15 protein-coding genes and 1 pseudogene are annotated in these 17,802 nt (G+C 67.3%); 14 read left to right on the top strand and 2 right to left on the bottom strand.

Annotated elements, in window-relative coordinates:
* Nucleotides 1–11: 11 nt before the first annotated feature.
* The 14 genes and pseudogenes from pgeF (at nucleotide 12) to ACZ5IQ_RS10440 (ending at nucleotide 15,948) form a co-directional block, all read left to right on the top strand.
* Nucleotides 12–722 (top strand): peptidoglycan editing factor PgeF, encoded by a 711-nt coding sequence (pgeF, locus tag ACZ5IQ_RS10375; protein WP_135356825.1) that lies wholly within the window; start codon nucleotides 12–14, stop codon nucleotides 720–722.
* The gene (locus ACZ5IQ_RS10380) at nucleotides 719–1,522 is read left to right on the top strand and encodes a YggS family pyridoxal phosphate enzyme (protein WP_061005133.1); all 804 of its coding nucleotides are present in this window, start codon (nucleotides 719–721) and stop codon (nucleotides 1,520–1,522) included. Before pgeF ends, ACZ5IQ_RS10380 begins: the two co-directional genes overlap by 4 nt.
* Nucleotides 1,523–1,587: 65 nt before the next feature.
* The gene (locus tag ACZ5IQ_RS10385; protein WP_061005131.1) at nucleotides 1,588–2,226 is read left to right on the top strand and encodes a cell division protein SepF; all 639 of its coding nucleotides are present in this window, start codon (nucleotides 1,588–1,590) and stop codon (nucleotides 2,224–2,226) included.
* A 133-nt stretch (nucleotides 2,227–2,359) separates the two neighbouring features.
* A complete protein-coding gene (locus ACZ5IQ_RS10390; protein ID WP_061005129.1) occupies nucleotides 2,360–2,653 on the top strand; it encodes a YggT family protein in 294 nt (97 codons plus the stop codon).
* Between the two features lie 269 nt (nucleotides 2,654–2,922).
* Complete coding sequence (gene wag31, locus ACZ5IQ_RS10395) at nucleotides 2,923–3,726, top strand: DivIVA-like cell division protein Wag31 (protein WP_020103630.1); 804 nt, start codon at nucleotides 2,923–2,925, stop codon at nucleotides 3,724–3,726.
* Between the two features lie 10 nt (nucleotides 3,727–3,736).
* Nucleotides 3,737–4,108, top strand: a pseudogene (locus ACZ5IQ_RS10400) (hypothetical protein); the annotation flags it as partial.
* 646 nt (nucleotides 4,109–4,754) lie between these two features.
* The gene (locus ACZ5IQ_RS10405; protein ID WP_464481196.1) at nucleotides 4,755–6,248 is read left to right on the top strand and encodes a nitrate/nitrite transporter; all 1,494 of its coding nucleotides are present in this window, start codon (nucleotides 4,755–4,757) and stop codon (nucleotides 6,246–6,248) included.
* Between the two features lie 116 nt (nucleotides 6,249–6,364).
* Complete coding sequence (locus tag ACZ5IQ_RS10410) at nucleotides 6,365–7,069, top strand: FadR/GntR family transcriptional regulator (protein ID WP_464481197.1); 705 nt, start codon at nucleotides 6,365–6,367, stop codon at nucleotides 7,067–7,069.
* 12 nt (nucleotides 7,070–7,081) lie between these two features.
* Entirely contained in the window at nucleotides 7,082–7,912 is an 831-nt protein-coding gene (locus ACZ5IQ_RS10415; RefSeq protein WP_464481198.1) for a sterol desaturase family protein, read from the top strand.
* Between the two features lie 150 nt (nucleotides 7,913–8,062).
* Nucleotides 8,063–12,112: a molybdopterin-dependent oxidoreductase gene (locus ACZ5IQ_RS10420; RefSeq protein WP_464481199.1), complete on the top strand. Its 4,050-nt coding sequence runs from the start codon at nucleotides 8,063–8,065 to the stop codon at nucleotides 12,110–12,112.
* 88 nt (nucleotides 12,113–12,200) lie between these two features.
* The gene (locus ACZ5IQ_RS10425; RefSeq protein ID WP_061005144.1) at nucleotides 12,201–13,493 is read left to right on the top strand and encodes a GTP cyclohydrolase II; all 1,293 of its coding nucleotides are present in this window, start codon (nucleotides 12,201–12,203) and stop codon (nucleotides 13,491–13,493) included.
* On the top strand, nucleotides 13,490–14,725 hold the full coding sequence (locus tag ACZ5IQ_RS10430) for a URC4/urg3 family protein (protein ID WP_061010531.1): 1,236 nt from the start codon (nucleotides 13,490–13,492) through the stop codon (nucleotides 14,723–14,725). The genes ACZ5IQ_RS10425 and ACZ5IQ_RS10430 overlap by 4 nt, the downstream gene beginning before the upstream one ends.
* A 9-nt stretch (nucleotides 14,726–14,734) precedes the next feature.
* On the top strand, nucleotides 14,735–15,364 hold the full coding sequence (gene upp, locus ACZ5IQ_RS10435; protein WP_061005117.1) for a uracil phosphoribosyltransferase: 630 nt from the start codon (nucleotides 14,735–14,737) through the stop codon (nucleotides 15,362–15,364).
* Between the two features lie 2 nt (nucleotides 15,365–15,366).
* On the top strand, nucleotides 15,367–15,948 hold the full coding sequence (locus tag ACZ5IQ_RS10440; protein ID WP_082762212.1) for a nucleoside deaminase: 582 nt from the start codon (nucleotides 15,367–15,369) through the stop codon (nucleotides 15,946–15,948).
* Nucleotides 15,949–15,967: 19 nt separating this feature from the next.
* On the opposite strand, the gene ACZ5IQ_RS10445 is transcribed toward ACZ5IQ_RS10440, so the two are convergent.
* Nucleotides 15,968–16,321, bottom strand: a complete 354-nt coding sequence (locus ACZ5IQ_RS10445; RefSeq protein WP_061005115.1) for a heme-binding protein — start codon at nucleotides 16,319–16,321, stop codon at nucleotides 15,968–15,970.
* A 74-nt stretch (nucleotides 16,322–16,395) separates the two neighbouring features.
* On the bottom strand, nucleotides 16,396–17,775 hold the full coding sequence (locus tag ACZ5IQ_RS10450) for a glycoside hydrolase family 1 protein (protein WP_464481200.1): 1,380 nt from the start codon (nucleotides 17,773–17,775) through the stop codon (nucleotides 16,396–16,398).
* Nucleotides 17,776–17,802 lie beyond the last annotated feature (27 nt).

Raw genomic sequence — 17,802 nt, forward strand, 5'->3', positions numbered from 1 at the left:
AGTTTGGAATCGTGACGTTCCGTATCCGCAGAGTGACCACGACGCGTGCGGGCGGGGTCTCGAAGGCCCCGTTCGACACGTTCAACCTGGGTGACCACGTCGGCGACGAGCCAAAGGCCGTGGCGGCCAACCGGACTCGGCTGGCCGAGGCCATCGGGCACGGCCCGCTGGTGTGGATGAACCAGGTGCACGGTGACCATGTCGAAGTTGTCGAGGGCCCTGGAACTGGAGCCGGGGGAGCCTACGACAACACCGATGCACTGGTCACCGCAACGCCGCGGCTTCCGCTCGCGGTGATCACGGCCGACTGCGTGCCGGTGCTGTTGGGTGATGCGCGCGCTGGTGTGGTGGGCGCCGTGCATGCCGGACGGGTCGGCGCGCAGAAGGGCGTGGTGCTGCGCACGGTCGAGGCGATGCAGAAACTCGGTGCGCAGGTGCAGGACATCTCGGTGCTGCTGGGCCCGGCGGTCAGCGGGCGCAACTATGAGGTGCCCTACGAGATGGCCGACGACGTCGAGGCGGTGCTGCCGGGCAGTATCACCACCACCGCGCGCGGCACGGTCGGTCTGGATCTGCGGGCGGGCATCGCCAGGCAGCTGGCCGGTCTGGGTATCAAGGCCATCGACATCGACCCGCGCTGCACGGTCGACGATCCGAATCTGTTCAGCCACCGACGTGGCGCCCCGACCGGGCGGCTGGCGTCGGTGGTGTGGATGGAATGACCAGCGCGCCGCGCGAGGCCGAACTGGCCGCGTCGCTGGCCCGGATTCAGGCGCGGATCGACGCGGCGGCGGCGGCCGCCGGCCGGGATCGGGCCGACATCGAATTTCTTCCGGTCACCAAATTCTTTCCGGCGAGTGATGTTGTCGCACTGTTCGGATTGGGCTGCCGGGCATTCGGTGAATCGCGCGAGCAGGAAGCGGCGGGCAAAGTCGCTGAGGTGTCGGGCGTCTTGTCGGACAAGAAATTGATCACACCGCCGGGCGAATTGTTGGATGCGTCATCGAACATAGAGTCGAACAATGTAATTCGGTGGCACATGATCGGCCGAATTCAACGCAACAAAGCGCGGGCAGTGGCGCGCTGGGCCGCGGTGGCGCATTCGGTCGACACCGCGCCGTTGATCGCCGCGCTGTCGCGCGGCGCGGTCGAAGCATTGGACCAAGGCCGCAGGTCCGAGCCATTGCAGGTCTATATCCAGGTCAGCCTCGACGGGGATCCGGCGCGCGGCGGCGTGCCGGTGGACCGACCGGACCTGGTCGACGAACTGTGTGCGGCCGCGGATGCCGCGCCGGGCCTGGGTCTGGCGGGCCTGATGGCAATCCCGCCGCTGGCCAGCGCGGCCGACGCGGAGTTTGCGCGACTGGAGGCTGAATTGCTCAGGGTCCAAACGCAATACCCATACCGGCTGGGCCTGTCCGCGGGCATGTCGAATGACCTGGAAGTTGCGGTGCGACACGGGTCAACGTGTGTGCGTGTCGGTACCGCGTTAATGGGACCGCGTCCTCTAACGTCACCATGAGTAGTCACTCCAGTCACACTTACATCACAGTCACCAGACACCACATTTTTAGCTAGGGGCATCCGATGAGCACACTGCACAAGGTCAAGGCCTACTTCGGTATGGCGCCGATGGACGACTATGACGACGAGTACTACGACGACGAAGAGCGTCCATCGCGCTCCTACCAGGCCCCGCGCCGCCCCCGCGACGAGCGTTTCGAGGACGAGGACTACGGCCGCGGTGAGCCGCGCGGCTACGACGACCGCATGGGCCGCGAATACGAAAGTGCCCCAATGGGTTACCGCGGTGGCTACGACGAGATGCCCGCCCGTGGCCCGCGTGAGTTCGAGCGTCCGCGCTTCAACACCCTACGTGGTGCCACCCGTGGCGCCGTCGCCATGGAGCCCCGCCGCATGGCCGAGCTGTTCGAGGCCGGCAGCGCCCTGGCCAAGATCACGACCCTGCGTCCCAAGGACTACAGCGAGGCCCGCACCATCGGTGAGCGCTTCCGCGACGGCACCCCGGTGATCATGGACCTGGTGTCGATGGACAACGCCGACGCCAAGCGCCTGGTCGACTTCGCCGCCGGCCTGGCCTTCGCGCTGCGCGGCTCGTTCGACAAGGTCGCCACCAAGGTCTTCCTGCTGTCGCCGGCCGACGTCGACGTCAGCGCCGAAGAGCGTCGCCGGATCGCAGAAGCGGGCTTCTACAGCTACCAGTAGCACCCCCGGCATCACCGAACAGCTCTACGCAAGACCCCTTCGGCCCCCGGCCGGAGGGGTCTGCGTTAGGTAGGCTCGCTCTCAAGCGCCGACAGCAGTCGGCGCTTTTCCCGCGCTAGTGAGGTCTGTTGCATTGACCCTGTTCTTCGACATTCTGGGTTTTGCGCTGTTCGTCTTCTGGCTGCTGTTGATCGCCCGTGTGGTGGTGGAGTTCATCCGCGGATTCAGCCGGGACTGGCAGCCGAGGGGACTGACCGTGGTGATCCTCGAGGTGATCATGACGGTGACCGATCCTCCGGTGAAGCTGTTGCGGCGCTTGATCCCGCCATTGACCATCGGGCCGGTCCGGGTCGACTTGTCCATCGTGGTGCTGCTCATGGTGGTGTTCATCGGCATGCGGCTGTCTTTCGATCAGGTCGGGGCCTGACCGCGACGTTCCCCTGACCTGCAGAAGCGCATTAATTACATTTATGTAATTAATGCGCTTCTTTCGTTTTGGTCAATTCGGTGTCGAGCGCCGGGCAGCGTTGCCGAATTCCAATGAAACATTGAAATTCGTTCTTAATTCCGGACCTCGCCTGCAACCGCCGGGTCTGCTGTGACAGGATGGACGCCAGTTACTCCACGATCGCTCTACACTTTGATCGCTCTACACTTTGACACCGATTGACGGTCCAGACTGCAAGGGGGCAGAAGATGCCGCTAACTCCGGCTGACGTCCACAACGTCGCATTCAGCAAGCCGCCGATTGGCAAGCGCGGTTATAACGAGGATGAGGTCGATGCATTCCTCGATCTCGTCGAGACCGAGCTGACCCGGCTGATCGAAGAGAACAGCGATCTGCGGCAGCGGGTCGCCGAGCTCGACGCCGAGCTCCAGTCCGCCCGCACCGGCCAGCCGGTCGCGGCGCCGGTCTACACCCCGCCCGCACCCGCGCCCGAGCCGGAGCCCGTCGCGGCGCCCGCGCCGGTGGCCGCTCCTGTCGCCGCGCCGGTCGGCGAGGACCACCACGTCCGTGCGGCCAAGGTCCTGAGCCTGGCCCAGGACACTGCCGACCGTCTCACCGGTTCGGCGAAGGCCGAGGCCGACAAGACCCTCGCCGACGCCCGCGCCCAGGCCGATGCCCTGGTCAGCGATGCCAAGCGCACCGCCGAGACCACGGTCGCCGACGCCAAGGCGCGCGCCGAGGCCATGCTGGCCGACGCACAGACCCGTTCGGAGGCGCAGCTGCGCCAGGCGCAGGACAAGGCCGACGCCCTGCAGGCCGACGCCGAGCGCAAGCACACCGAGATCATGGGCAACATCAACCAGCAGCGCACGGTGCTGGAAGGCCGCCTCGAGCAGCTGCGCACGTTCGAGCGCGAGTACCGCACGCGTCTCAAGACCTACCTGGAGTCCCAGCTCGAAGAGCTCGGTCAGCGTGGCTCTGCCGCTCCGGCCGATTCGGCGGCCGGTGGCGAAGGTGCTGGCTTCGGCCAGTTCAACCGGGGCAACAGCTGACGGCTGACCAATGCTGATCATTGCCCTGGTCCTTGCCCTCATCGGGCTGACCGCGCTGGTGACCGCGATTGTCACCAGCAATGAGCTGATCGCCTGGGTGTGTATCGGCGCCAGCGTCATCGGGGTGCTGCTGCTCATCGTCGACGCGCTGCGGGAACGCTCGCGCGGCGGGGCGGCACCGGCCGACGCCGGCGGTACCGATGTCGATGCCGCGGCCGATACCGCGGTGGTCGAAGCCGTGGACTATCCCGAGGATGACGCCGAGGCCGAGCCGGAAACGGTTGTCGCCGAAGCGGTTTCGGACGACGAGGCAGTTTCTGAGGATGCCGACGCCGAGGCCGATGTGGCCGAAGCTGAAGAGGCTGAGGGTGACGAAGCCGAGGCTGCGGACGAGTCCGCGGAATCCGAAGAGACCGAGGACGCAGAAGCTGCGGACGCCGAGGAGGCCGACGAGCCTGAGGCCGCCGGCGCGGACGAGGCCGAGGAAGCCGAAGCCGCCGACGAAGCCAAGGCAGACGACGACGCCAAGGCCGATGAGGACGAGGCCAAGAAGGCCTGAGGCGCCCCCAATTTCACACCGATCACCGCCGCGACGGATTGCCGTCGCGGCGGTGCTTTTTTGCCCGGTGTTGACCCGGCCGGAGAAGTGCACGGCTTCACTCGCCACGCGTTTCAGCGGCCGTTATTGAAGCCAGGTACTTTCTCCGGCCGCCTGAGGTCCCTGAGTTCAATAACTGCCGCGGACCGCCACCACGATTGAATTCACGTACTTCCCGGCCACTCCACCGAGATTGACCACCTGATCAAGACTGCCGTCGGCGGCCATGCGCCCCGCCCGACCGTTCGCACTCCACATTTCGTGCTTGTTGCGTCGATACGTCGGCTGTGAATCGCGCGGGTCACCAACCACAGGGTCCTCCAAGTGAGTGCCTATTGACTTTGCTGACACCGAAGGGCAACAGCTGCGGCATGGGGCGTCCGTACATATGTAGCCAACCAATTTCCGCACTGGGAGGCCTGGAGGCACTGTGAGTCTGTTGAGTCGTAACCGCGACATCGAGCACTGGGATGCTGAGGATGTTGCTGCGTGGGACGCGGGTAACAAGGACGTCGCCAAGCGGAACCTGATCTGGTCGATCTTCGCCGAGCATGTCGGTTTCTCCGTATGGAGCATCTGGTCGGTGATGGTGCTGTTCATGCCGCAGGCGGTCTACGGCATCGATGCGCTGGGCAAGTTCGTCCTCGGCGCGGTGCCGATCGCGGTGGGCGCCTTCATGCGCATTCCCTACACCGTGGGACCGGCCAAGTTCGGCGGCCGCAACTTCACGATCTTCAGCGCCTTGATGCTCGCCATCCCGTGCGCGCTGACCATGTACTTCATGATGCATCCGGGTACGTCGTACACGACGTTCCTGATCGTCGCCGCGGTCGCCGGTTTCGGTGGCGGTAACTTCGCGTCGTCGATGACGAACATCAACGCCTTCTACCCGCAGCGACTGAAGGGCTGGGCGCTGGGCCTGAACGCCGGTGGCGGCAACATCGGTGTCCCGGTCATCCAGATCATCGGCCTGGTCACCATCGCCACGCTCGGCAACCGTCGTCCCGAGGTCGTGTGCGCCATCTACCTGGTGCTGCTGGCCGCCGCGGCCCTCGGTGCCGCGCTGTTCATGGACAACATCCAGGGCCAGAAGTCGAATCTGTCGGCGATGGTCGAGGCCATGAAGTTCCGCAACTCGTGGGTGATGTGCTTCCTCTACATCGGCACGTTCGGTTCGTTCATCGGGTTCAGCTTCGCGTTCACCCAGATTCTGAACATCAACTTCACCGCCCAGGACGTCGCGCCGCTGCTGGAGAAGTACCACGTCGCGTCGGTGGCCAAGCTGCCGAAGGAAGCCGCCAAGGAGCTGGCCAAGGCCAACTTCGACGCTTCCATCCACACCGCGTGGATCGCCTTCCTCGGCCCCCTGCTCGGCTCGATCTCGCGTCCGTTCGGCGGCAAGCTGGCCGACAAGATCGGCGGCGGCAAGATCACGCTGTACACCTTCGGGGCGATGACGGCCATCACCGCCGTCCTGGTCGGTGGCGGCATGTGGGACGACGCCACCAAGGGGCCGGCCACGGGCGCCCAGATGGCCGTCTACATCACGGCTTTCATGGTGCTGTTCGTCCTGACCGGTATCGGTAACGGCTCGACGTACAAGATGATCCCGTCGATCTTCGAGGCCAAGGCGCAGAGCAAGGACGAGCTCGGCGCGACGGAGAAGATGCTGTGGTCGCGCAGCATGTCGGGCGCCTTGATCGGCTTCGCCGGCGCGGTCGGCGCGTTCGGCGGCGTGCTCGTCAACATCGTCCTCCGGACCTCTTACGCAGGCCCCTCGCACTCGGCGACCACCGCGTTCTGGGTGTTCCTCGCCTTCTACGTGATCTGCGCGGTCGTCACCTGGTTCGTGTTCCTGCGCCAGCCGCACCTGCGTGCGGCGACGGGCGAGCACGTCGGCCGGGCGGTGGTGCCTGCCACCTAGTCAATGCGCCGGAATGCCCCGCGGGAGGTTTCCCGCGGGGCATTCTCGCGTTTGTGATCCAGATAACTGGTCCAACCAGTTGACCAGTTGTCGTTGCGAGCCCGAGCATTGACCCCATGGACATCGCACCCGTCGCGCGGTCGGCGGTCAGTGACTCGGTCTTCGCGCACCTCGTCGACGAGATTCTGTCCGGACGCGTCGCGGTCGACGACGCGCTGCCGTCCGAGCGCGAGCTGGCCCTGGCCTTCGCGGTGAACCGGCACGCCATTCGGGAAGCGCTCAAGCGGCTGCAGCAGGCCCGGCTGGTACGGATCAGCCACGGCGGCAAGACGCGGGTCCAGGACTGGCGGCAGACGGCCGGTCTGGACGTGCTCAGCACCCTCGCTGCCACCGGAGCCGTGCCGGCCCTGCAGATCGCCCGCGACATCATGGTGATGCGTCGGTCCGTGGCCGCCGACGCGGCCCGGCTGTGCGCCCGCAACGCCACCGCGGAACAGCTCGCGTCGATCGCTGCCGCGGCCGCGGCGTACCCGGCGCAGCGCACCGACGAATCGTTCGCGGTGGACCTGACGTTCTGGACCGCGATCATCGACGGCAGCGGCAACCTGGCCTACCGCCTGGCGCTGAACACGCTGGTCGCAGCATTCACCGACATCGGCTTCGACTCGATCGCCGACCTCGGCATGGCGGCCGAACTCGTCGACCGCGAGGCCCACATCACGCTGGCCGAGCACCTCGTCGCCCGCGATGCCGATGCCGCGCACCGCGTGGCCGACGAGCTGCTGGGCCGCGTCGTCGACACCCTTTCCGCTCGGCAGTAGGAGTCATTGCCCATGTTCGATCTGATCCTGCACGCCGTGCCGGTGTTCGTGCTCTGTCTGGTCCTCGAGGCGCTGTCCTTCCGCTTCCTGCCGGACGATGACGAGGTCGGCTACGAACTCCGGGATTCCCGAACGAGTCTCACAATGGGCATCGGCAACGTCATCATCAACGTCGGCTGGAAGCTCGTGGTTCTGGCGGCGCTCAGCGCGGCGTACCTGGTGGCGCCGGTACATCTGCCCGCCGACAATCCGCTCACCTGGATCGCGCTGTTCATCGCCGACGACTTCGTCTACTACTGGTATCACCGCACCCACCACACGATCCGGGTGTTCTGGGCCAGCCACGTCGTGCACCACTCCAGCGAGCACTACAACCTGTCGACCGCACTGCGGCAGACGTGGACACCGTTCACGGCGCTGCCGTTCTGGTTGCCGTTGGCTTTCCTCGGCTTCTCGCCGTGGATGATCCTGCTACAGCAGTCGGTCAGTCTGCTCTACCAGTTCTTCATCCACACGGAGCGGGTCGGGAAACTGTGGCGGCCCATCGAGTTCGTGATGAACACGCCGTCGCATCACCGGGTCCACCACGGCTCCAACGATCAGTACCTGGACACCAACTACGGCGGCATCCTCATCATCTGGGACCGGCTGTTCGGCAGTTTCCAGCCCGAGGGCGAGCGCGTCGTCTACGGTCTGACCAAGAACATCAAGACGTTCAACCCGCTGCGGGTTGCCACGCACGAATACACCGCGATCTGGCAAGATGTGCGCGCGGCGAAGACGTGGAAGCAGCGCTTCGGACATACGTTCCGCGGCCCGGGTTGGTCGCCCGACAGCGCGTAACGCAGCTCACAGATTTCCGGCAGGTTTCCATCACGATTCCGGCGTGAAACATGTTGCGCACCAGGGCCTGCCGGCCATGTGAGCTTGGGTTGACGCGTAGTACATGGTCGCGCAACGGTTGCGGCATCGGCGGCCCGTAGAACTGAGGGCATGACGCCCCCCGGAGCACACACCACGCGCACCGCGTGCTCCTACTGCGGTGTCGGGTGCGGTATTTCGGTCGAGACCCGCCCCGACGCCGGTACCGGGCTGCCCGTGATCGCGCGGGTCTCTGGGGACCGCTTGCACCCCACCAACTTCGGACGGTTGTGCACCAAGGGCGCCACCCACGCCGACCTGATGGCCGCGGACGACGGCCGACTCACGACGGCGCTCGTGCGACGCAACGGTGAGATGGTCAGCGTCACAACTGACGACGCCACCGCCGAAGCGGGCCGCCGGTTGCGGGCCATCATCGACGAGCACGGCCCCGACGCTGTGGCGCTGTACGTTTCGGGCCAGATGACCATCGAGGCCCAGTACCTGGCCAACAAGCTGGCCAAGGGCTTCATCCGCACCGTGCACATCGAATCCAACTCGCGGCTGTGCATGGCGAGCGCCGGCACCGGATTCAAGCAGTCGCTCGGCGCCGACGGTCCGCCCGGGTCGTACGCCGATTTCGATTCTGCCGACCTGTTTTTCGTGACCGGCGCCAACATGGCCGACTGCCACCCGATCCTGTTCCTGCGCATGGCCGACCGCATGGCCAAGGGCGCCAAACTGATCGTCGTCGACCCGCGCCGCACCACGACCGCGGAAAAAGCCGATCTCTTCTTGCAGATCAAACCCGGCACCGACCTGGCGCTGCTCAACGGCCTGCTGCACCTCCTGGTCGAAAGTGGTGCGGTCGACCACGAATTCATCGCCGCGCACACCGAGGGCTGGGAGACCATGCCGGCGTTCCTCGCCGACTATCCGCCGGCCAAGGTCGCCGAGATCACCGGAATCGCCGAAGCCGACATCCGCCGCGCCGCCGCGATGATCGCCGAGGCAGGGGAGTGGATGTCGTGCTGGACCATGGGTCTGAACCAGAGCACGCACGGCACCTGGAACACCAACGCCATCTGCAACCTGCACCTGGCCACCGGTGCCATCTGCCGGACCGGTAGCGGCCCGATGTCCCTGACCGGCCAGCCCAACGCCATGGGCGGCCGCGAAATGGGTTACATGGGACCGGGTCTGCCCGGCCAGCGCGCCGTGACGTCGGCCGAGGACCGGGCGTTCACCGAAGAACAGTGGGAGCTGGAACCCGGCACCATCCGCACCGACGTGGGCCCCGGCACCATCGAGATGTTCCGGCGGCTGGGCGCCGGTGACATCAAAGCCGTATGGATCATCTGCACCAATCCTGTTGCGTCCGTGGCCAATCGGCAGACCGTCATCGACGGCCTGCAGGCCGCCGAGCTGGTGATCACGCAGGACGCCTACCAGGACACCGCGACCAACGCCTACGCCGACATCGTGCTGCCCGCGACATTGTGGGCCGAAGCCGAAGGCGTCATGGTCAACTCCGAACGCAACCTGACCCTGTTGCAGCAGAGCATCCCCGCCGCCGGTGACGCGCGCCCCGACTGGGAGCTGCTCTGTAATGTGGCCCGGCACATGGGCTTCGGCGATGAGTTCGACTACAAGTCCAGCGAGCACGTATTCGCCGAAATCCGCCAGTTCACCAACCGCCGGACCGGTTACGACATCAGCGGTGTGACCTACGAGCGCCTGCGGGAGACCCCGCTGCAGTGGCCCTGCCCGCCGGACAGTGGCGATCGGAACCCGATCCGCTACCTCAACGACGGCGTCAGCCAGGACCTGTTCGTCGCCGCGGACGGGCGCCGGCCGCGGCTGGCGTTCCCGACGCCCTCGCGGCGGGCGGTGTTCCACGCGCGCCCGCACCTGGACGCCACCGAGTTGCCCGACGACGATTTCCCCTTGGTCCTGAACACCGGCCGGCTGCAACACCAGTGGCACACCATGACCAAGACCGGGAAGGTCGAGAAGCTCAACAAGCTCACCGGGAAGCCGTTCATCGAGATTCATCCCACCGACGCGGCCGGCCTCGGCATCGCCGACGGAGCGTCTGTCGAGGTGTCGTCGCGCCGCGGCACGGCGGTCCTGCCGGCCGTCCTGACGGACCGGGTGCGGCCGGGCAACTGCTTCGCGCCGTTCCACTGGAACGACCAACAGGGTGACCAGCTCACGATCAACGCCGTCACCAACGACGCGGTGGACCCCGATTCGTTGCAGCCCGAATTCAAGGTGTGCGCGGTGCGATTGGCACCGGTGGCGGCCGAGCCCGCCGTCCCGCCTGTCGCCGCGCCCGCTACTACCGGGACCCACCCGCTGGCCGCCGCACTCGGCCTGACCGGGCCGCCCGCGCTCAACGACACCGAAAAGGTCTATCTGTCAGGGTTTTTCAGCGGCATCGGACACTCCGCCGGGGTGCCGGTGCTACCCGTCTCAGCGCCAGTCAGCCCCCTGGTGCGACTGTGGGTCGACGGGGCGCTGGCCGGTGCGCACAGCGTCGCGGGTCCGGCTGCCGCCATCGATGTCCGGCCGCAGCCGGCGCCTGCGCCCGCGGGTCCGTTGGTGCTGTGGGCGTCGCAGACCGGCACCGCCGAGGAGTTCGCCACCGGCCTGGCCGCGAAGATCGCCGGGGCCCGCCTGCAGGTGCTGGACGACACGGCGCTGGACGAGGTCGCCGCCGCAGGCGAAGTCTTGGTCGTGACAAGCACTTTCGGGGATGGCGGACCGCCCGACAACGGCGCCGACTTCTGGGCTCGCCTGAGCGCGGCCGATGCGCCGGACCTGTCCGGGCTGCGGTACTCCGTGCTCGGGATCGGCGACCGCGCATACGACAACTTCTGCGGCTACGCCAAATCCCTCGACGGCCGCTTCACCGAACTCGGTGCCACCGCGCTGCTGGACCGCGCGGACTGCGAGGCGTACGACGACGAGCCGATCGCGCAGTGGTCCGACGCTGTGGTCGAACTGGCCGCGGCAGCCCCGCTGGCGCCGACCGCACCCGTCGCTCCGGCCGCGCCTGCCAAGCCCGCTCCCAGGCCTGCCAAGCCGTTCACCCGCAACAGCCCGCTGCCGGTCCCGTTGTGCCGCAACACCCTGCTGACCACCGGTGGCACGAAGGAAGTCCGCCAGATCGGCTTCGACCTGTCCGGCCACGACGTCAGCTATGGCGTCGGCGATGCGCTCGGGGTGGTGGTGGCCAACTGTCCGGAGACCGTATCGGCGTGGCTGGCGGCCACCGGGCTCTCCGGTGACGAGGTCATCGAGATCGACGGTGGCGAAGCCGCACTTCGCGATGCGCTGACCACGTCGTACGACATCTGCAAGGTGTCGCCGACCCTGATCAACTTCCTGGCCGATCGCAGCCGGGCCAAGGTGCTGCGGGCGCCACGTGAAGAACGCGACCGCTGGCTGGACGGCCGCACCGGCCTGGACCTGGTGGAAGAGTTCAAGGTCCGCGCCGCACCCGAGGAGTGGCGAGATGCGTTGGTGCGCCTGGCGCCGCGCTCGTACTCGATCTCCTCCAGCCCGCTGGTGAGCCCCGATGAGGTGCAGTTGACCGTGTCGGTGGTCCGTTACGAGGGCGCCCGCGGCGGTATCCGGCACGGCGTCGCGTCCACCTACCTCGCCGACCGGGCGCAGACGGTGCCGGTGTTCCTGCAGTCGGCGCCCCACTTCCGGCCGCCCGAGGATGCGCTGACCCCCATGATCATGGTCGGCCCCGGCACGGGCATCGCGCCGTTCCGGGGCTTTCTGCACGAGCGCCGGGCACTCGGGCACACCGGCCGCAACTGGCTGTTCTTCGGCGACCAGCACCGGGCCGAAAACTATTACTACCAAGACGAATTGGAGGCCTTCGCCGCCGACGGTCTGCTGACCCGGCTGGACACCGCGTTCTCGCGGGACCAGGCGCGCCGGGTGTACGTGCAGCACCGCATGCGCGAGCACGGCGAGATTCTGTGGCGCTGGCTCGAGGACGGCGCGCACTTCTACGTGTGCGGCGACGCGGCGCGGATGGCCAAGGACGTCGACGTGACGCTCACCAACATCATCAAGGCCCACGGCGGCATGTCGGAATCGGCAGCGCACGAATACAAGCGTGAGCTGATCGCCGACAAGCGCTACGTCCGCGACGTCTACTGATCTGCCTGCCGGCCAGGCGGTCCGGCGGTACCGCTGCACGCCCGGCCGTTTCGGGGTTGACTGGAGCTTGCCGGAAGGAGCGATGTCGATGGTCCTCGAATCAGATGCCGCATCGGGGCCACCGCGTGCGGTCCCGCCCCGGGGCTCTGCCCGCCACATCAGGCTGACGTCCCACAGTGGTGCCGCCGACGCCCTGCCGATCCACTGGGGTGCGGCCACTGCCGCCGAGCGTGGACCGGTGATCGGGACCACGACCACGCGAGCGCACCGCAACGTGATCGGCACCCACAGCGGGTCCTACAGCGTCTACCGGGCACTGGCGGTGGCGGCGGGTGCGCTCTCGCCCGAGCACCGCGCCGACCTGACCAACACCGCACCCACCGATGTCATCGGCCCGTATCCGCAATGGTCCGATCCGGGGGCGATCGTGAGCCTGGACCCGTGGGGTGCCATGGTCGCGGACGCGTTCACCGCCGAACTGGCCGGCGGATACGACATCCGGCCGACCATCGCCATCACCAAGGCCCATGTGATCCTGCCGGAGGTCGCCGAGGCGATCGGCAGAGGCCGGCTCCGCCCCGACGGTCGCGTGTTACTGGACAACGGCGCTGCCCTGGTGACCAAGGCCGCCATCGAACCGGTCTGGTTCCTTCCCGGGGTCGCGGCACGATTCGGTTGCAGCGAAACGGAACTGCGGCGCGTGCTGTTCGAGGAGACCGGCGGCATGTACCCCGAACTCGTCACGCGCGGCGATCTGGAGGTCTTCCTGCCACCCATCGGCGGGCAGACCCTCTACATCTTCGGCCAGCCCCGCGACCTCGCCGACCCCGGCGTGGAGCTGACCGCCCGCGTGCACGACGAGTGCAACGGGTCCGACGTGTTCGGCTCCGACATCTGTACCTGCCGGCCGTACCTCACCCACGCCATCGAGGAGTGCATCCAGGGCGCGCAGCGCGGCGGTGTGGGGCTGGTGGCCTACTCCCGCAAGGAGGGTCGCGCGCTGGGGGAGGTCACCAAGTTCCTGGTGTACAACGCGCGTAAGCGTCAGGTCGGCGGCGACACCGCCGACCAGTACTTCGCCCGCACGGAATGCGTTGCCGGCGTGCAGGATATGCGTTTCCAGGAACTGATGCCCGACGTGCTGCACTGGCTGGGTATCCGCACGATTCACCGGCTGGTGTCGATGAGCAACATGAAGTACGACGCCATCACCGGCTCGGGTATCGAGGTCGTCGAACGCGTGAACATCCCCGACGACCTGATCCCGGCCGACGCCCGCGTCGAGATCGACGCCAAGACGGCCGCCGGTTACTTCACCCCCGGGCCGGTGCCCGACGCCGACGAACTCAAGATCGCCAAGGGCCGCGGACTCACGCCATGACGATCAGCACCGGCACTGGCACCGACAGCGCCGTCGCGGTCGGCATCCTGCGGAGCACAGGCGCCGTCCGCGAACGCGCCGAATTCCTGCTGCGCCGGGCACGCGCGGGGGAGTCCCGCTGGTTCGTGGTCGATGACGACGCACTGGCGCAGGCCGCTGATCTCGTCGCCGACGTCACCCGCACGCGCTACCCGGATTTGGTGATCCCGTACCACAGCCGCTGGCGCCATTTCGAGGCCGGCGGCGTCGACCGCACCGCCGACCTGCGCGCCCGGCTGGCCGGATTGGATGCCGCCGCCCAGGCCCGCGCCATGATCGACCTGGCCGTGGTCAGTGTGCTGCTCGACGCCGGTGCGGGCCCCGACTGGGGCTACACCGAACCTGTTACCGGTCAACGCTTCACGCGGTCCGAAGGCCTCGGGGTGGCCAGTTGGCATGCCTTCGCCGACGGGCTGTTCTCCAGTGACCCGGCCGAGCCCTGGCAGGTCGACGCCACGGCACTGTGCGCCATCGACGACGCCGCCCTCGGCCAGGCATTTCAGGCCGCGCCGGACAATCCGCTGGTCGGACTCAGCGGCCGGGTGCAGCTGCTGCGCCGCCTCGGTGCCGCGCTCGAGGATCGTCCTGAGGTCTTCGGGCCGCTGGGGCGTCCCGGCGGCCTGTTCGACGTGCTGGCCGGCCCGGAAGTCCACGCGCACGACATCCTGGTGCGGCTCTTGGGCACCCTTTCCGGAGTCTGGCTGGCCGACAACGACATTGGCGGTATTCCACTCGGTGACTGCTGGCCGCATCCGGCGGTGCCGGGACCGGGGCTGTCGCGTGGGTGGATGCCGTTCCACAAGCTGTCGCAGTGGCTGACATACTCGCTGCTGGAGCCGTTCGAGTGGGCGGGGGCGCCGGTCACCGGGCTGGACGCGCTGACGGGCCTGCCTGAATATCGCAACGGTGGCCTGCTGCTCGATGCCGGGGTACTGCGCTTGCGCGATCCGGCGGCCGCGGACCGAACCTGGTCGGTGGCCGACGAATTGGTCGTCGAGTGGCGAGCGCTCACCGTCGCGCTGCTCGACGAACTCGCGCCGCTGGTGCGCGCCGCGCTCGGCCTCGACTCCGCGGCCCTGCCGCTGGCGTGCGTCCTCGAGGGCGGCACCTGGGCCGCCGGGCGCACCCTGGCGCAGCAGCTGCGAGGCGGCAACCCGCCGCTGTCCATCAGCAGTGACGGCACGGTTTTCTAGGAGGGCGCCATGGGTAACCTGCATCTCGTCGACCATCCGCTGGTTCAGCACAAGCTGACGCTGATGCGGCAGAAAGACGTGTCCACCAAGGGTTTTCGTGCGCTGCTGAACGAGATTTCCATGCTGATGACCTACGAGGTGCTGCGCGACATCCCAGTGCACGAGGTCGAGATCGACACGCCGCTCGAAGCCACCACCGGCATGGTCATCGACGGCAAGAAGCTCGTCTTCGCCTCGATCCTGCGGGCGGGCAGCGGCATTCTGGACGGCATGCTCAGCGTCGTTCCGGGCGCGCGCATCGGCCACATCGGTCTATATCGCGACCCGAAAACCCATGTCGCCGTGGAGTACTACTTCAAGATGCCGAGCGAGCTGCACGAGCGCGACATCGTGGTGTGCGATCCCATGCTCGCCACCGGAAACTCGGCCGTGGCCGCGATCGACCGGCTCAAGGAGTACCAGCCGCGGTCCATCAAGTTCGTCTGTCTGCTGACCTGTCCGGAGGGCGTCGCGGCCATGCAGGCGGCCCACCCTGAGGTCCCGATCTACGCCGCGGCGCTGGACCGGCAGCTCGACGAGCACGGCTACATCGTGCCGGGACTCGGCGACGCCGGTGACCGCATCTTCGGTACCAAGTAGCGATGCCGAACCCGAACCGACGGACCGTGCTGCGCGGCGCCGGAATAGCCTTCGGCGCCTCGGTGGCGGCCGTCGGCGTCGCCGGTCCGGCAGCAGCGCAGCCCGATCCGGATCCGCAAGACCTGGCCCACCTCCGGCGTACCTTCGTGCTGGCCGAGCAGGCACGTCAGGCCGGCGGCGCCCCCTACGGTGCCCTGGTGGCCGATGCCGCCGGCAATGTGGTCTCAGAGCACGGCAACACGTCGTCCGTCGACGGCGGGGATCCGACCGATCACGCCGAGATGGTCACCGTCCGCAGCGCCTGGCGCGCGCTGGGCGATGACGGCATGAGGTCGGCGACGCTGTACGCCAGCACCGAGCCGTGCACGATGTGTGCGGGCGGCGCCTACTGGAGTGGCATCGGCCGGGTGGTGTACGGCATGTCCAACACCCGGCTCCTGCAGTTCACCGGCGGCGATCCGAACAACGCGGGGTACGCGCTGCCGTGCCGGGACATCCTGCTGCACGGCTACCGCCCGATCACCGTCATCGGACCGCTACTGGAAGACGAAGCGGCACAAGCCCATCAGGGCTACTGGCGCTGACGTCCCGGGCCGCGGTGGCTCAGGACGACAGTGCGTCGAACAGCGCAGACATCTGCGCCGGCGAGACCGACATGCCACCGCACTGACCGCGCAGCGTCGTCAGGGGCCGGGCGATGTTCTTCAGGTCGAAGAATTCGCCGGGGTGCGCGGTGAAGTACGCCCGGACGGCGCCTTCGGCGTCGCCCGACGAGCTCGCGTTGGTCAGGGCGTCGTTGGCGCCCGGGTGCGCGTCGAGGTAGGCCCCGGCCTGGGCCAGGACGGTCCCCGCGGTGCTGGCCAGTCCGCTGGCGGAACACGGCGCTGCGGTCGCGTTGGGGATGGCGATCGTGAGCGAGGCGAACCCGGCGAGCGCGAGCATGGCAGTCAGTTTCATACCGCTGATCCTGCTGGAAACCCGGCGATCTCGGGCGCATTGCGGGGAATTCGGCCCGCGTGTTGGGACCTGACTCAGCGCAGTGCGACCGTCGGCCCGTTCACATCCAGCGGCGCGCAGCTGTCCTTGCCGACGGTCGTCGAGCACTTCGCCGCGGGGATCACGGGCCGGTACGCCGGCGGCGTCCCGCCGTCGCGCGTGATCTGCGTGTAGGTCTGGACGGCGTCGGTCGGGACCCGCCGCAATACCGGATCATTGGCTGCGTCAACCGAATACAGGCCGAAGCGGGGCCGGTAGCTGCCCCACTCGTAGTTGTCGATCAGGGACCAGTAGTTGTAGCCGATGATCGGGATGCCGTCGGCCTTGGCGCGCTGCAGCCAGAACACGGTGTCGCTGAGGTACTGGGATCGGGTTACGCCGTCGGTGCGCGGTTTGGCGTTGTCGGTGACCATGCCGTTTTCGACGACATAGATGGGCAGGCCGGGGTAGCGCTGGGCGTAGTGCCGCGCCACGTAGTAGATGTCCTCGGGCTGCAGTTTGGTGTCCCACCGTGCCGCCATGCTCTGCGCCGATGCCGGATTGTCCGCGGCCGTGCCGGTGTAGTAATCGAATCCGAGGTAGTCGAGCGTGTCCTTGACACGGTCGAAGAACGAGCCGTCGATGCCCTTGATGCCGAATCCGGTGAACTGCGCCAACACTTCCGGCGGGATGTAGGCCTCGTTGGTGGTGACCTTTGCCTTGGGGTCGGCGTCATGGGCGGCGCGGTACACGGCGCGGTGGGCGTCGGCGACGCGGTCGAGGAATGTGCCGAACTGGTCGGGTTTGATGGCGCCGGTGCGCACCTCCATGGCGCCGAAGGCCAGTGGCTCGTTGATGCTCACCCACAGCACGCCCTGTCCCGCATACCGTTTGGTGATCGCCTTGGCGAAGTCCTCGAACGACGCGACATTGTTGAGGAAGCCGCCGCGGTCCGCGATCCAGCCGGGGTAGACCCAGTGCATCAGCGTGATCATCGGTGTCATGCCGTTGGCGAGCAGCGTCGCGACCACGTCGTCGTAGTAGGCCAGCTCCTTCTCGTCCCACACGCCGGGCTGCGGCATCACCCGCGCCCATTCGACCCCGAAGCGGAAAGTGTTGACGCCCATGGCGTGCGCGTTGGCGATGTCTTCCTTGTAGCGGTGCCGGAAGTCGTCGGCCTGCTTGTACGGCTCGACCGCGCCGAACGGATCGGTGACGGGCTTGCCGGCCGTCCGGTCGACGTATCGGCGCCAGTTGCTGTCGGGAGCGGCGCCTTCCACCTGGTAGCCGGCGGTCGCGGTACCCCAGTAGAAGTTGCGGTTCCAGGACGGACTGCTGTCCGTCCGCTCCTGCTTCACATCCGGCTTCGCACCGCAGGCGGAGAGGCCCAGGGACAAGACAACGGCTGACGCCATGACAACCCGGTTCCACTTCATGCAAAAAACCATACACTGCACTGTTTT

The organism is Mycobacterium toneyamaense, assembly GCF_055384815.1.